The organism is Rhizobium leguminosarum (assembly GCF_010668065.1).
Classification (GTDB): domain Bacteria; phylum Pseudomonadota; class Alphaproteobacteria; order Rhizobiales; family Rhizobiaceae; genus Rhizobium; species Rhizobium leguminosarum_S.
Map to the genome: position 1 here is coordinate 150,570 of NZ_WUEN01000010.1, position 13,770 is coordinate 164,339.

Annotated in this window: 12 protein-coding genes; 4 read left to right on the forward strand and 8 right to left on the reverse strand. The window is 61.3% G+C overall.

The window, feature by feature from the left end; all coding sequences use genetic code 11:
• Nucleotides 1-122 precede the first annotated feature (122 nt).
• Nucleotides 123-1,016 (forward strand): carbohydrate ABC transporter permease, encoded by an 894-nt coding sequence (locus GR198_RS24760; protein ID WP_029872882.1) that lies wholly within the window; start codon nucleotides 123-125, stop codon nucleotides 1,014-1,016.
• Entirely contained in the window at nucleotides 1,016-1,849 is an 834-nt protein-coding gene (locus GR198_RS24765) for a carbohydrate ABC transporter permease (RefSeq protein WP_029872881.1), read from the forward strand. The genes GR198_RS24760 and GR198_RS24765 overlap by 1 nt, the downstream gene beginning before the upstream one ends.
• A gap of 27 nt (nucleotides 1,850-1,876) precedes the next feature.
• Here the strand turns inward: GR198_RS24765 and GR198_RS24770 are convergent, their stop codons facing one another.
• The 4 genes from GR198_RS24770 to GR198_RS24785 form a co-directional block, all read right to left on the reverse strand.
• On the reverse strand, nucleotides 1,877-3,121 hold the full coding sequence (locus tag GR198_RS24770) for an O-antigen ligase family protein (RefSeq protein WP_029872880.1): 1,245 nt from the start codon (nucleotides 3,119-3,121) through the stop codon (nucleotides 1,877-1,879).
• Entirely contained in the window at nucleotides 3,118-4,680 is a 1,563-nt protein-coding gene (locus GR198_RS24775; RefSeq protein WP_029872879.1) for an undecaprenyl-phosphate glucose phosphotransferase, read from the reverse strand. Before GR198_RS24775 ends, GR198_RS24770 begins: the two co-directional genes overlap by 4 nt.
• Nucleotides 4,681-4,754: 74 nt before the next feature.
• Nucleotides 4,755-5,936: a glycosyltransferase family 4 protein gene (locus GR198_RS24780; RefSeq protein WP_029872878.1), complete on the reverse strand. Its 1,182-nt coding sequence runs from the start codon at nucleotides 5,934-5,936 to the stop codon at nucleotides 4,755-4,757.
• A gap of 3 nt (nucleotides 5,937-5,939) precedes the next feature.
• Nucleotides 5,940-6,515: a polysaccharide biosynthesis/export family protein gene (locus tag GR198_RS24785; RefSeq protein WP_003547282.1), complete on the reverse strand. Its 576-nt coding sequence runs from the start codon at nucleotides 6,513-6,515 to the stop codon at nucleotides 5,940-5,942.
• Between the two features lie 189 nt (nucleotides 6,516-6,704).
• On the opposite strand from GR198_RS24785, the gene GR198_RS24790 reads away from it, so the two are divergent.
• Nucleotides 6,705-8,885 (forward strand): GumC family protein, encoded by a 2,181-nt coding sequence (locus GR198_RS24790; RefSeq protein ID WP_164069724.1) that lies wholly within the window; start codon nucleotides 6,705-6,707, stop codon nucleotides 8,883-8,885.
• Nucleotides 8,886-8,895: 10 nt separating this feature from the next.
• Here GR198_RS24790 and GR198_RS24795 read toward each other — a convergent pair whose 3' ends face one another.
• Both GR198_RS24795 and GR198_RS24800 read right to left on the reverse strand, forming a co-directional pair.
• Complete coding sequence (locus GR198_RS24795; protein ID WP_164054548.1) at nucleotides 8,896-10,137, reverse strand: GNAT family N-acetyltransferase; 1,242 nt, start codon at nucleotides 10,135-10,137, stop codon at nucleotides 8,896-8,898.
• A gap of 223 nt (nucleotides 10,138-10,360) precedes the next feature.
• The gene (locus GR198_RS24800; RefSeq protein ID WP_164069725.1) at nucleotides 10,361-10,570 is read right to left on the reverse strand and encodes a DUF2842 domain-containing protein; all 210 of its coding nucleotides are present in this window, start codon (nucleotides 10,568-10,570) and stop codon (nucleotides 10,361-10,363) included.
• A 115-nt stretch (nucleotides 10,571-10,685) separates the two neighbouring features.
• On the opposite strand from GR198_RS24800, the gene GR198_RS24805 reads away from it, so the two are divergent.
• On the forward strand, nucleotides 10,686-11,789 hold the full coding sequence (locus tag GR198_RS24805; RefSeq protein WP_164054549.1) for a COX15/CtaA family protein: 1,104 nt from the start codon (nucleotides 10,686-10,688) through the stop codon (nucleotides 11,787-11,789).
• A 26-nt stretch (nucleotides 11,790-11,815) separates the two neighbouring features.
• Here the strand turns inward: GR198_RS24805 and GR198_RS24810 are convergent, their stop codons facing one another.
• On the reverse strand, nucleotides 11,816-12,607 hold the full coding sequence (locus GR198_RS24810; RefSeq protein ID WP_029872874.1) for a sulfite exporter TauE/SafE family protein: 792 nt from the start codon (nucleotides 12,605-12,607) through the stop codon (nucleotides 11,816-11,818).
• Nucleotides 12,608-12,790: 183 nt separating this feature from the next.
• Nucleotides 12,791-13,723, reverse strand: a complete 933-nt coding sequence (gene argC / locus GR198_RS24815; RefSeq protein ID WP_164069726.1) for an N-acetyl-gamma-glutamyl-phosphate reductase — start codon at nucleotides 13,721-13,723, stop codon at nucleotides 12,791-12,793.
• Nucleotides 13,724-13,770: the final 47 nt, after the last annotated feature.

The following is a 13,770-nucleotide window of genomic DNA, read 5'->3' on the forward strand; positions in this document are numbered from 1 at the left end:
GCGGGCGCTGGTCACGGCCGTCCCCTGCGGTCGTGACCTCTCAGTCTCGTCGATCCAGATAAATGAGCACTGCGATCGGCTTGCTGCGCGATGACCACAGCTTTAGCTTTATGGAGTAATGGATGAAACGCTCCGCACTTGATGGCTCGCAACAGACCAATTTTATTTATCTATTGCCTGGATTGCTGTTCTACGCGGCTTTTGTCTTTGGACCGATCGTCGCGGCTTTGGGTTTGAGCCTGACCAGCTGGGACGGCCTGAGCATGCCCAAGTGGGTTGGTCTCGGCAATTACGTCGCTCTCTTTTCTGACAGCCGTTTTTATATTGCCTTGCGTAACAATGCCGAGCTCATGATCTTCTACTGTGTCCTGCCGCTCGTGCTCGGCATAACTCTCGCCGCTTGCGTCTGGAATCTGAAGCAGCGCGAACAACTTGCACTGCGCACCTTCTTGTTCCTGCCTTATATCATGCCGACCGCCGTGTTGGGCATCATCTGGGCATGGCTCTACAATCCTGCATTTGGCCCGTTCAATCAGTTTCTGAGAGCAGTGGGGTTAGGCGCCTTCGCACTCCCGTGGCTGGGAAATTTCAATTTTGTGCTTCCCGCGGTCGGGATCGTTGCCACCTGGTATTTCTTCGGTTTTTGCATGGTCATCTTCCTGACCGGAATTCAGCGCATCGACCCGTCTCTTTTCGACGCTGCCAAGGTCGATGGCGCTTCGGCGCGAAAAACCTTTTTCTGGATAACGCTGCCGCTTCTCTTGCCTGAAATAAGGGTGGTTTTGCTCCTGACGGTCATAGCGTCAATCAAAAGCTTCGACCTGATTTTTACAATGACCAGGGGCGGACCCGCCAACGCGACGCTCGTGCCGAACATCTACATGTATCAGCTCGGCTTCGAGCTTAATCGGTTCGGCGCCGCAGCGGCCATCGCCATTGTCGGCGCGGTCCTCACATTTGTCATCAACTATGCAATTCACCGATTTGTGGGATCGCAGAACAAAGGACGGGCTTGATGAGCCGTTGGTCTAACATCTCCCCCGGTACGCTATTCCTTCGCCTTGTCCTCTGGCTTCTTGCTTTCGTAACGATCACGCCGTTCCTGCTTCTGCTTCTAACCTCGATAAAGAGCAAGGCCGACGTTCTGAAGGGTGCATTCGCGCTGCCGGCATATCCGCATTTCGAAAATTACGTCGATGCCTGGAATGCCGGACATTTCAACATTTACTTCTGGAATTCGATCATCGTTGTCATACCCGTCGTTGCTGCAAGCGTCTTTTTGGGCCTGCTGACTGGTTTTGCCTTCGCCTACCTGTCGTTTCCATTCCGGCGCACGTTGTTCGCTATCCTGACGCTCGGCATGATGGTGCCGGCGGAAGCCTTCATCATCCCGCTTTATTACGAAATGCGGTATCTGGGATTGATCAATACCTATGCGGCTCTGATTTTGCCGCAGATCGCGATGTCGATACCGTTCTCGACGATCTTCCTCGCCAGCGCGATGCAGCAACTGCCGGAAGAAGTTCTCGAAGCGGCGGTTCTCGATGGCGCCGGACGCTTCCATATCCTGCGCAAGATCGTTATCCCGCTCATGGTGCCGGCAATGTCGACACTGGCGCTGTTCCTGTTCATATGGACCTGGAACGAGTTTCTGATTCCGTTCATCCTGGTCAACGACGACGACTATCGGACGCTGCCCCTCGGCATGCTGTTTTTCCAAGGGCGCTATACCGTCAACACGCCGGTTCTGACCGCCGGCGCGGTGATTGTCATTTTCCCGCTCATCGTGACTTATCTCATTTTCCAGCGGCGGTTTATTGCCGGCTTGACGGCAGGAGCGACGAAATAGACAGCCGATGCGGTCGGCGGCAAGACCTCACGCCGCGCCCCTCACTCTTCGCTCGCGCTTGTGGCGCACTTCCAGCGCCGCGCAGCCCCAGACCGTGCCAAGCAGCAGATAGACATGGCGCCAGTGGTCGATATCGATGACGTTGCCGATTGTCGCATGGCCGAGAACCGAGATCCAGGCGATCATCAGGAAAGGCTGCCACGGCCGGTCGAGCAGCAGGTTTCGGAAACCGAGAGCCAGCGTCCAGAGAAGCATGCCGACATAGCTGACAAAGCCGAGCCAGCCATAGGAGGTGAGAGATTTCAGCCAGATATTGTGCTCGTCCTCGGGAAACATCGTGCCGAACACCAGCGGGCCGATGCCGAGCGGGCGCTCCATCATCATGGTGAAGCCGATCCGGTGGCGCTCGAAGCGGCCGAGATGTTCGCCGTCATATTGCTGCACCAGCTGGGCGCGTGCGGAAAACAGTTCGGCGACCTTCGGGATCTGCAGCGCCACCAACAGCGACGCGATCAGCATGATGATCGCCGCCAGCGACAGGACCAGGACGCGCAAGCGAAAGGCGCCGCTGCGCTCCTTCAGCAGCATGATGAAGATCAGCAGCACCACGCCGAGCGCGAAGAGCCCCCAGGCGGCGCGGGAAAAGGAGAGGAAAATTCCGAGCGCAAGGACGAGCAGGGCGGCGGCCTTCAGCGGCGATTTCTTCAGGTCGCCGACCAGGATACCGTGGACGAGATAGAGCGATGGCGGCACCAGGAAGGGGCCGAAAACATTCGGATCCTGGAAGGCGCCCTTGGCGCGGTCGTAGAGCGTGAAGATTTCCGCGCCCGGAAAGGCATGGAAATAGCCGAGTATGCCGAGCGCGGAGGTGGCGACGGCGGCGAAGGTCCAGGCATTGAAGATCAGCGGCAGCCGCTTGTGGCTGTCCTCGATGATTGCCGCGTAGAAGACCGCCGTCAGCGCCAGGAAGGTCGACACCGCGATATACATCGGCGCCGTTGCCAGGTCCTTCATCTGCGTCAGTGACAGCATGCCGCCGATATTGAAGGTCAGCAGCAGGGCAAGCAGCGGCGCCACGCTGCGCGAAATCCTGAGGCCCAGGATGAACCAGAGGCCGATCAGCCCCGCCATCCAGAGTTCATAGGGCGCCGGCTCGTCGATCACGAAACCGGAAAGGAAGACGCCGAAGGCGACGAAGGCCGAGCCGATCAGGCGCAGCGTCATCCGCTGCGGTTGGGCGACACGGGGATATGTCGCCTCGATCGCGCTCAATAGGCGTTTTCCGTGTTGAGCAGTCGGATCGGCGTCAGGAACAGGATCTTGAGATCGAACCAGAGCGACCAGTTCTCGATGTAGTAGAGGTCGTAGGCCGTGCGGAATTTGATCTTCTCGTCATTGTCCACTTCGCCGCGCCAGCCGTTGATCTGCGCCCAGCCGGTGACGCCGGGCTTGACGCGGTGGCGGGCGAAATAACCCTCGACGACATCGGCGAAGGCGCGATCGCGCGCCTGGGCGAGAACGGCATGCGGGCGGGGGCCGACCAGCGAGAGCTCGCCCCTCAAAACGTTGAAAAGCTGCGGCAATTCGTCGATCGAGGTCTTGCGGATGAAGCGGCCGACGCGGGTGACGCGCGGATCGCCCTTGATCACCGCGGCCTTGCCTGTGGGGTCGGCCATGTTGGTGTACATCGAACGGAACTTGAAGACGTTGATGATTTCGTTGTTGAAGCCGTGGCGCTTCTGCATGAAGAAGACCGGGCCTTCCGACGTCACCTTGATGGCGATCGCGGTCGCGATCATCAGCGGCCAGAGCAGTGCCAGCGCGACCAAAGTGAAGAAGATGTCGAAGCCGCGCTTGGCGACGGAATCCCAGTCGCGGATCGGCTTCTTGAAAATATCGAGCATCGGCACCGAGCCGACATGCGAATAGGCGCGCGGCCGGAAGCGCAGCCGGTTGGCATGCGCGGCAAGGCGGATATCGACCGGCAGAACCCAGAGCTTCTTCAAAAGATCGTAGATACGGGCCTCGGCCGACAGCGGCAGGGCGATGATCAGCATGTCGATGCGCGTCAGCCGCACGAATTCGACGAGTTCGGCGACAGTGCCGAGCTTCGGATAACCGGCGACCATGATCGGCGAGCGTTTCTCGCCGCGGTCGTCGAAGATGCCGCAGATGCGGATGTCGTTGTCGGCCTGCTGTTCGAGGATGCGGATCAGGTCCTTGGCCGGCTCGCCGCCGCCGACGATCACGGCGCGGCGTTCCATGATGCCGTTGCGCGCCCAGTTGCGGATGCCGTAGGCGACGAGGAAACGCTCGGCCGCAAGGAAGAGCGCGCCTGCGACAAACCACGGGATATAGGCATCGACCATCGCCCATGTGGTGCCGCGAATGAGCGCGAACAGGCCGACGGTCAGGAGAAGCGCGATCGTCCACGCAGCGACGATGCGCGGCATCAGCCGCAGCTTCGCCCGAAGGGCGGGAATGGTGTAGGTGTCGGCAAGCTGCAGGCCGATGACGGTCAGCGCCGAAGCGATCGCTGCCATGCCCGTCCGCATCCAGGTGGAATCGCTGCCATCACCGGGCCAGAAATAGTGGACGATCAGGGCGATCGCAAAGAGCGCCAGGAATTCCAGCAGCCGCAATTGGCCGATGATGATCACAGGCGAATTGGTTCCGTCGCGGAACTGTTCGGCGATCTGCCGGGCATAGGGGTTGATTTCGGTCGGGTCGGAAGGCTTCTCCTGACCCGCGCCGCCGCGCGCCTCGACGTCGGAGACCTGCTTGCGCAGTGCTTCCACGTCGAATTGATCGCCTTTTTCCAGCTTGTTCATGGGGCCCAGCTTGTTCATGGGGCGTAGTCGCTCGTTGTCAGCAAGCGAAATACCAGAAAGCCCCTAAGAAATATTTACGAGGCGACGGGCATTGCTTGGCCGGCAGTGGGGCCAGCAGTGGGATTGACGAGCTCATGGTACAGTTTCAGGACATCACGTGCCATGACGGCGGAGGAAAACACCGCCTTCACCGCCTCGGGCTTCGGCATCGTCCTGGCGTGCCAGTCGGGCGTGCTCAGCGTTTCCGCCATGACGCGGGCGAGATCGTCGGAATTGCCGGGCTCCACCAGTGCTGCACTGTCCGAGCCGAGCACCTCGGGAATGCCGCCGACACGGCTTGCAATGATCGTCTTGCCGGCGCCGAGCCCCTCGAGCACGATATAGGGCATGGCTTCGGCGCGCGAGGGAACGACGAGGTTCTGCGCCATAGAGAAGGCTTCGTGGACCCGCATGGCCGGCAGCATGCCGATGCGTTTGCCAAGGCCGCGTTCGACCATCATCTCACGGTAGCGGTCGCGATCCGGCCCGTCGCCGATCATCAGCGCCGACAGCGGCCTGCCGAGCAGCCGTTCGGTCTTGGCGAAGGCATCGACAAACAGATCGGGACCCTTGAGGTCCCGGAGCATTCCGACATAGATGAAATGCACGGCATCCGAGCGGGTCGGGATCGGCTCGAAATCGCGCTCGCCGATGCCGTTGTAGATCAGTCTCGTCTTCGTCCGTGGCTTACCCACCTTGCGCGCATAGGTGTCGCGCTCATATTCGCAGATGAAGACCAGCGCATCGGTGAAATATTCCTGCAGGCGCTCCATCCTGAGGACGAACTGTCCGCCGAGCGAGGAGCGCGAATAATGCAGGCTTCCGCCATGCGCGGTATAGAGGCGGGCTACGCGATACCTGTTCACCCGCAACGCTGAGCCGGCAAGTCGCGCGAGCACGCCGCCCTTGGCGCCGTGTCCGTGCAGCACATCCGGCCGCAAACTTTTGATTTTCTTGTATGTATCCCACATCGTCGCAATATCGGACGGGCTGATCGAGCGCCGGATCGGCACGCGCGTCAGGCCGAGCGAGAGATAGGGACGGATATCGTCGAACAGGCTGTCCTCGTACTCGCCGCCGGTCGAGCTGTCGCAGAGGATGCCGATTTCATGGCCGGCCTTGCTGTGTTCCTCGACGAGATCGCGGACATGGCGGAAAATTCCGCCGATCGGCGACCTGAAGCAATGAAGGATGCGGAGCGGCTGCTGTTCTGCCATCGCTCAGAAAAGCCGTTCGCGAACGTAGATCGTGTCACCTGCGATGATCGGCCCCGATATGTTGATGCGGCCGGTCAGCACCTGTCCGTTGATCTTGCGGGTGACATCGACCATGCGCTGGTTGGCGCGGCTGGTGAAGCCGCCGGCAACCGCGATGGCATTCTGCACCGTCATGCCGGGAACGTAGGCATACTGGCCGGGCTGGCCGACTTCACCCATGATGAAGACCGAACGGTAGCGATCGACATCGATGGTGACGTCGGGATCGCGAAGATAGCCCTGCTGCAGTTTCTGGGCGATCTGTCCCGAGAGTTGCTGCAGGGTTCGGCCGCGGGCAGGGACCTGGCCGATGAGCGGGAAGGCGACATAGCCGGCCTGATCCACCGTATAGGTATTGGTCAGGCTCTGCTGGTCGAAGACGGTAATGCGCAGCCGATCGCCGCTGTCCAGCGTATAGGGCTGGATGGTGGCCTCGTTGAAGGCCTTCGGCGCCGGCCTGTACGTCGTGCAGCCGCCCAATGCTGCCGTCATGGCTGCAAGGCTCAGGGCCAAAAGGATCTTGGGCTGGACGACAGACATCCGCTTGTGCTCACAAAAATGAACTCGGTGAAGCCGTTATCGATCCGTTAGGGTTAATGCCCGGTAAAGGACGCCTGCAATTTCCCGGTTTCCTTCATCGATCGTCGCTCATTCCCGGCGAGATCACCATTAACCGTTGAGTTACCATGGTCGTTTACGCTTACGGCACCTTTGTTGTGGAGTAAGAGCATGTCCGGCGTAGCTCGTGATCAGGATGTGGACATCGACCTCGGCCAGTTGGTCCGTGCGGTCTGGGCGCGCCGTCTGCGGATTTTGACAATCACCCTCGTGGGGGCGGGCGTCGCCTTTGCCGGCGCCAAAATCATGTCGCCGCAATATCGCAGCGAAACGCGCATCCTCATCGAACCCCGTGCGCCGGCCTTTGCCAGCACGCAGCAGGCCAATGACGCCAGCGCCGGTCCGCTGATGGATGAACTGAACATCGCTAGCCAGGTGCAACTGCTGCAATCGGCCGATCTCCTCAAGAAGGTCATTAACGATCTGAAGCTTTATAACCTGCCGGAATTCGACGATGCCGCCAGCGGCTCGGCCATGAGCAGTATCCTGGTGAAGCTGCACCTGAAGAAGAACCCGCTGGAAAATCCGCCGGAAGAGCGCGTCATCGACGCCTTCGTCGAACGCCTGCAAGTCTATCAGGTGCCGGGTTCACGCGTCATCGGCATCAGTTTCACCTCCAAGGACCCGAAGCTCGCCGCCGCCATCCCGAACGCCATGGCGAATGTCTATCTCTCGACCCAGAGCGGTGCCAAGCTCGATTCCAACTCCGAGGCGACGCGCTGGCTGGAGCCCGAGATCGAAGGCATGCGCCTGAAGGTCAGCGAGGCCGAAAAGAAGGTCGCCGAATATCGCACCTCGCATGGGTTGCTGCAGACGAACGGCACGACTACTTTTCCGGCCCAGCAATTGAACGATATTTCCGCCGAACTGACCCGCGTGCGGGGCGACAAGGCCAATGCCGAGGCAAGGGCGCAGGCGGTGCGCAATGCGCTGAAGTCGGGCGAAGCCTCCGATACGCTGCCAGACATCATGTCCTCACAGGCAATCCAGCGGCTGAAAGGGACCGAGTCCGGCCTGCAGTCACAGGTCTCCGACCTGCAGACCAGCCTTCTCAACAACCATCCGCGGCTGAAAAGCCTGCGCGCCCAGCTCTCCGATATCCGCACGCAGATCCGCCAGGAGACGCAGAAGATCCTGGCGAGCATCGAAAACGAATCCAAGGTTGCTGATCTGAGGGCGAGCGAGCTGGAGCGCCAGTCCGAGACTGTGCAGGCCACCAGCGCCCGCGCCGGTGAGGACGAGGTCGGTCTCAATGCGCTGGAGCGCGAGGCGAACGCCCAGCGCCAACTGCTCGAAACCTATCTGGTGCGCTACCGCGAGGCCGCCTCCCGTGCCGACAGCAATTCGAGCCCGGCCGATGCCCGTATCGTTTCCAGGGCCGTCGAGCCGGTCGATCCCTATTTCCCGAAGGTGGTGCCGATCGTCGTCGTCGCTGCCGTCGCGACACTGATCATGAGCGCCATCGTCACCATGCTGGCCGAACTCTTCAGCGGCCGGGCACTCCGCCCGACAGATGCGGCTTCAGAGACACTCGAGGCAGAAGCAGTCGTCGAGGAGAAACATGTGCCGCAGGCCGCTCCGATCGCCGCTGCCGCCGGAAAACCCGTTCGGCCGAGCATGCTCGCCGTCGTCGCCGACGAAGAGGATACGATCGAGGACGTGAAGGCTGCCGATGTGGCACCAGAGGACGAGCCGGAGGATGACAATGAATTCTCCGTCGCCTCAGTTGCGGATTATCTCACCGGCAGCCGCGCGCCGCTGGCAATCGCCATATCTCCGACTGGTGACAATGGCTCGGCGGCGACGGTTTCGCTGACCCGCATGCTCGCCGATGCCGGCCACCGCGTCATCCTGATCGATATGACCGGCTCCGGCTACCCCACGGAACTGATGGCCGAGGACACGGCCGCCCTTGGCGTCACCGATCTGCTTTGCGGCGAGGCCGCCTTCGGTGACACGATCCACGGCGACCGCCTTTCCGATGCCCATCTCATTCCCCAGGGCCGGAGCGACGTACGCCGCGCCATGCGCGGTGTCGACTGGCTGTCGTTGCTGCTCGATGCGCTCGCCGCCGCCTACGATCTCGTGGTGGTCGAATGCGGTTCGGCCGATGTCGCGGGCGTATCGCGGCTGACGCGCAGCCGGGACGTCGAGATCATTCTCTCGCTGCCTGAGGTCGAGGAGACCATTTTCGTTGCACTGATGACGGAATTCCAGGCTGCCGGCTATGAGCGCGTCGTGCTGATGTCGGGCGGCGAAGGGGCCGAACAGACGCTCGGCCGGGCCGCCTAGTTTTTGACGGTCAGCCGATCCGTGCCCGGATGCCCTGGGCGAATTTATAGAGCTTCGGGCGCACCTTGATGTGCGCCTTGCCGCGGGTGACGAGCCGGTGTGCGGCGCCGGCGACGACGCCGAACGGCGATACCGGCAGCACCACGTCGTAATGCGCGGTCTCGACCGGCGCCCAGGAACGCTTGTAGGTCTGGTCGCCGAGGCCGAAATCGAACAGCGCGACACCCTTGCCATGCAGTCCCGAGATGGTCTGCCAATAGAGGAATTCGCCGGGGCTCGTATCCGGCACGAGCTCTTCATCGATCGCGCCGAACTGGCAGATGATATGGTCGCCCTTGCGCGAAATCCCTGAAATCGCGGCGATCTTACCCTCATGCTCGCCCTTGAGCCGGAGCATATGTATCTGCAGCCCGAAGTACTGCCTGGTGTCGTCCTGCTTGTCGATGAGACCGTGCAGGAAGGTTTGCGTTTCTCTGTCGGCAAAGACGTCGGGCAGGCCGAGGCTGGCGAAGCGGGCGCTTTTCAGGCGGAAGAAGATATCGAGCAGGCCGTGCTGTTCTGCCGATGTCTCGGGAATGACGTATTCGAAGCCGCCGGCCGCCTCGAGACGCTTCGACTGAACACGGAATTTCTTGCGCCGGTTCTTGGCGTTGAGCTGCTTCAGCGTGTCCTCGAAAGCGGGAAGAAACGGCAGCTGATAGGCGTGATTCTGGTTCTGCACCATTGGCAGCCCGGCGAGCGGGCTCTCTCGCCCGCGCCATTCCAGCGGTATGTTCTGCAGCAGCAGCAGATCGGCGCGGCCCTTCAGCGCATGCCGGAGCTGGCCGGCGAACTCATGGGGGGCGATGGTCCTGCCGGCTTCGGCAAAGCTCTCTGCGAACAGGCCGGTATTGATATTGCTGTGATCGGCGGCAATGAATCTCGCCGTCCTGAGTCCGCGGGACTTGACGATCTCGACCGGCAGAATGAAGGCGGTCTGACCCGCATGAGTGGCTTTGAGGATCGCAAGCGGCCGCTGGAATGCGCTCACCCAGGCGGCGCACCAGTCGTAGCTCTGATGCAGGGACTGGAGGTTGTCGCGCTCCAGTGCCCGCCAGTCATCCTCCAGCGGCTGCATCGCGTCGAAGACTTCGATGTCGAGTTGGGCCATGGCGAGTTTCATGCTCAGCTGGCGCAGGCGCGAAATGGCCGTATCGGCCAGCGCCACGTCGTCGGACGGCTGTTCATGGACATCGAGCTGTTGCGTCTGCACGGTTTTCTCCGGTCAAGAATGCTGAACGGGAAGGTAGGTATGCCAGACGTATATTTGGTTTAACCGCAGGCGATGGGCGAGGTTTTCCGCAGATCACGGTTATTCGGCCGTTAATGGCCCTAAAGCATGTCGCGCAAAAGTGTGCCGCGGTTTTGCGACAACGACATGCGTAAAAACAAAGACCTAAAGCGCGACAAGCGAATCTGAAAGATCGAGACGCGCTTTAGCGCTGCGGTGGTCCGGCCATCCATCTGATGATCACCATCGCCGGCAATACCCAGAGCAGGCCGGTGAGCAGGAAATAGAGCAGATGTCCCCACCAGGGGGCGTTGCCGAGCGTTGCCACCGCGATCGTATTGGCCACCAGCGCATAGACGACCACGAGCACGATGATGAGGATCGTGCCGATGAATTTGCGGAGGCGGACGGGCATCGGTTATCTCTCGGCATGGAGGGGACGAACCGGCGCGACGGCATGCCGCAAAGGTTCGGGGCTTGTTTTGCATGAGCCGGTGGGGCAAATCAACTGCCGGATAGAAGGAGACATCATGGCCGTCGCAAACCCGACCACGGAACAGGCGATCCTGAGCGAAATGCGCAAGCAGAATCGCGACCGCCGCGCCTTGCGCTTCTGGCTCGGCTTCGTGCTTTTGGCGCTCTTCTGTCTCGTGCTCGTCGGCGGCGCCACGCGGCTGACCAATTCCGGCCTGTCGATCACCGAGTGGAAGCCGATCCACGGCGTCATCCCGCCGCTGTCGGCCGCCGAATGGGAAGAGGAATTCCGCCTCTACCAGCGCATTCCCGAATTTCAGCAGCTGAACAGTTCCATGACCGTCGATGAGTTCAAGGGCATCTTCTGGTGGGAATGGGCGCACCGGTTGATCGCGCGTGCCATCGGCGTAATTTTCGCGCTGCCGCTCATCTATTTCTGGCTGACGGGGCGGATCGAGAAGCGTCTGCGTTGGCCGCTCGTCGGCATCCTGGCGCTTGGCGGCCTGCAGGGATTTATCGGTTGGTGGATGGTATCCTCGGGCCTTTCCGTCCGCACCGACGTCAGCCAGTACAGGCTGGCGACGCATCTCGTCATGGCCTGCCTGATCTTTGCCGGCTGCATGTGGATCATGCGCGGTCTCTCCAGACATTCCGATGATCCGGCGCCGACAAGAAGCTCGCGCGGTTTTGCCGCCGCGATCGCTATTTTTTCACTGTTCCAGATCTATCTCGGCGCGCTGGTGGCGGGGCTCGACGCCGGTTTTTCCTACAATACCTGGCCGCTGATGGATGGCGCCGTCATCCCTTCCGATCTGCTGATCCAGCAGCCCTTCTGGATCAATGCTTTCGAGAACCCGAAGACGGTGCAGTTCATCCATCGCATCGGCGCCTATACGCTGTTCGCACTGACGCTGATCAACATGGTAATCGCCCTTCGTGCAGCACCTTGGACCACCCATGCACGCCGAGCCGTCCTGCTCTTCGCGCTGGTTACGCTGCAGGCAGCGATCGGCATAGCGACGCTGCTGATGCAGGTGCCACTTCACTGGGGCCTGCTGCATCAAGCCGGCGCGCTTGTGGTTTTCGGCTTCGCCGTCGCCAACTGGCGCGGCTTTTACGGCGAATATCCGCACGGGACGATGATCGCCGAACGCGACTGAAGCGAGCGGCCTTCTCAGGGGCGGATCTACCGTAGCACGCTGTCGAGCAGCGGCATGCCGATGATTGCGGCGGCGGCGATCAGGATGTAGCAGGCGATGCGGAAAGTTCGTTCCTCGGCAAGCCCGAACAGTTTCGAGCCGCCGTAGAGTCCGACCACATAACTCGGCAGGATGACGACGGTGAGCGCAAAGACGGCGGGCACGAACAGTCCGCCGATATAGTAGCTGATGGCGCTGAAGACGGACGAGATCGAGAAGTAGAGCACGACGTTCGCCCTGACACGGGTGAAGTCGCTCTTGCCGCCGAGCCAGTAGGCGACGACCGGCGGCCCGCCGAGCTGCGCAGCGCCGCTGAAAAGCCCGGCGATCAGGCCGACGCCGCTGCTGATTGGCGCCGAAGGTGCGCCGTGGTAACGCCATCCCGATACCAGCAGCGCAAGCAAGGAGATGGCGATGATCGTGATACTCCAGCGCAACAGCATCGGGTCGAGCAGCGCCAGCATCGCCGTGCCGGCCGGGACGCCGAGCGCGGCACCCGCCGCCATGACGAAAACCTCGCGTCGGTTGGCGCCGCGCCAGGCCGGCGGGATCATCCCGAGCGTGGCAATGCCGTCGATGACGAGCAGGATCGGTGAGATCAGCTTCGGCCCGACGATCGCGCCGCCGAGCGGAATGAAGATCAATGCGGCGCCGAAACCCGAAAAGCCGCGGGCAAGCCCGGCGATGAAGGCAAACGCCATCAGCGCATAGATGCCATGATCGGGCAAGGCTGCGGCAAACCATGCGCCGACGCCAGCGATAAGCGCATCCAGCGTCATGACATCGGCTCCGTGATTCGGGATGGGCAGCGAGGAAGGATCCGGTTTCATAGCCCAATCGTCATCGATGATCGAGCGCGAAAGCGATGCTGCGGCCGCCGATGCAAGCGGCCGCGGAAAGATCATGATGAAGTCATCGATACAAAGCTCGAGCGGCACCACGTTGAGGCCGTCGTCTGCGCCTTACGAGGCGAGCATCAGGTCCATGTTCTGGACGGCGGCGCCCGAGGCGCCCTTGCCGAGATTGTCGAGCAGCGCCACCAAATTGATCTGCGATGCACCTGATGTGCCGAAGACGAAGAGCTTCATCGTGTCCTTGCCTTCGAGTTCGATGGCATTGACGCGGGGCAGGGCCTTGCTTTCGGCCAACGGCACGACACTGACGATATCCTGGCCGGCATAATGGGCGACGAGGGCGGCATGGATGCTCTCCATCGTCGTGCCCTCGGCGAGATCGTCGAGATGCAGCGGCACCTGCACGATCATCCCTTGAGCAAACTTGCCGACGGACGGCGAGAAGATCGGCGCGCGATCGAGCAGGCCGTGCACGGTCATCTCGGGCACGTGTTTGTGGGTGAGCGGCAGGCCGTAGAGGAAATGCGGCGCGGTGATCGCATCCAGGTGATCCGGGTTTTCCATTTGGGCGATCATCTGCTTGCCGCCGCCGGTATAGCCGGAGACCGCGTTCACCGTAATCGGATAGCCGTCCGGCAGAATGCCGGCGGCGCGCAGCGGCCGGATGAGGCCGATCGCTCCGGTAGGATAGCAGCCGGGATTGGCGACGAAACGGGCGGCAGCGATCTTGTCGGCCTGCTGCTTATCCATTTCGGCAAAACCATAGGCCCAGCCGGGATTGACGCGGAAGGCGGTCGAGGTGTCGATGACGCGCACATTGTTGTTGGCCGAAACCATCTGCACCGCTTCCTTCGACGCATCGTCGGGCAGGCAGAGAATGGCGATGTCGGCGCCGTTCAGCATGTCCTCGCGCATCGCGGCGTTGCGCCGCTCGGCTTCGGGTATGGACAGAAGTTCGACATCGCGGCGGCCGGCCATGCGCGTGCGGATCTGCAGACCCGTCGTGCCGTGTTCGCCGTCGATGAAGATTTTCGGTGCCATGTTAAACCTGCGCTTTCAATGGGTTCTGAAGGTTTCCGGATTCAGTT

What these genes read in the sequence shown, in the direction of transcription:
- GR198_RS24775 (WP_029872879.1), bottom strand. Translation starts at nt 4,680, where the DNA reads ATGAACAAGCTGGAAAAAGGCGATCAATTCGACGTGGAAGCACTGCGC.
- argC (WP_164069726.1), bottom strand. Translation starts at nt 13,723, where the DNA reads ATGGCACCGAAAATCTTCATCGACGGCGAACACGGCACGACGGGTCTG.
- GR198_RS24780 (WP_029872878.1), bottom strand. Translation starts at nt 5,936, where the DNA reads ATGGCAGAACAGCAGCCGCTCCGCATCCTTCATTGCTTCAGGTCGCCG.
- GR198_RS24760 (WP_029872882.1), top strand. Translation starts at nt 123, where the DNA reads ATGAAACGCTCCGCACTTGATGGCTCGCAACAGACCAATTTTATTTAT.
- GR198_RS24810 (WP_029872874.1), bottom strand. Translation starts at nt 12,607, where the DNA reads ATGACGCTGGATGCGCTTATCGCTGGCGTCGGCGCATGGTTTGCCGCA.
- GR198_RS24785 (WP_003547282.1), bottom strand. Translation starts at nt 6,515, where the DNA reads ATGTCTGTCGTCCAGCCCAAGATCCTTTTGGCCCTGAGCCTTGCAGCC.
- GR198_RS24790 (WP_164069724.1), top strand. Translation starts at nt 6,705, where the DNA reads ATGTCCGGCGTAGCTCGTGATCAGGATGTGGACATCGACCTCGGCCAG.
- GR198_RS24805 (WP_164054549.1), top strand. Translation starts at nt 10,686, where the DNA reads ATGGCCGTCGCAAACCCGACCACGGAACAGGCGATCCTGAGCGAAATG.
- GR198_RS24765 (WP_029872881.1), top strand. Translation starts at nt 1,016, where the DNA reads ATGAGCCGTTGGTCTAACATCTCCCCCGGTACGCTATTCCTTCGCCTT.
- GR198_RS24800 (WP_164069725.1), bottom strand. Translation starts at nt 10,570, where the DNA reads ATGCCCGTCCGCCTCCGCAAATTCATCGGCACGATCCTCATCATCGTG.